The organism is Mesorhizobium sp. M00.F.Ca.ET.216.01.1.1 (assembly GCF_004010325.2).
Classification (GTDB): Bacteria; Pseudomonadota; Alphaproteobacteria; order Rhizobiales; family Rhizobiaceae; genus Mesorhizobium.
Window position 1 is genome coordinate 1 of sequence record NZ_SADR02000558.1, and the last position, 285, is coordinate 285.

A 285-nucleotide genomic window follows, 5' to 3' on the forward strand; every position below is an offset into this window, starting at 1 on the left:
GACGGCCGCAGTCTTCTTGGACGACATCGGCGCGGATTTGGACGGCATCGCGCTTCTCCCTCGCTGGAGCAATTCCGGGAAAGTGCGCAGCGGTTTTCCGCCCGGAATTGCATTGACCTAGTCGCAAACAACGGGCCGGGGCGACGATGGTTCCTGCGAGGCCTCTTCGGGCAAACAGCGGCTGGAAAAATCAGTCCGCCGCGTCGCTCGCCGCTTCCGAAAGCAGAGTAAAGACATAGTCCGAGAAGGAACGCCAGCATTCCACACGGAAGGCATCGGCTGCGG

At 61.4% G+C, this 285-nt stretch carries 1 pseudogene; it reads right to left on the minus strand.

Annotated elements, in window-relative coordinates:
• Nucleotides 1-190 precede the first annotated feature (190 nt).
• Nucleotides 191-285: pseudogene (locus EN859_RS37445) on the minus strand (sarcosine oxidase subunit gamma); the annotation flags it as partial.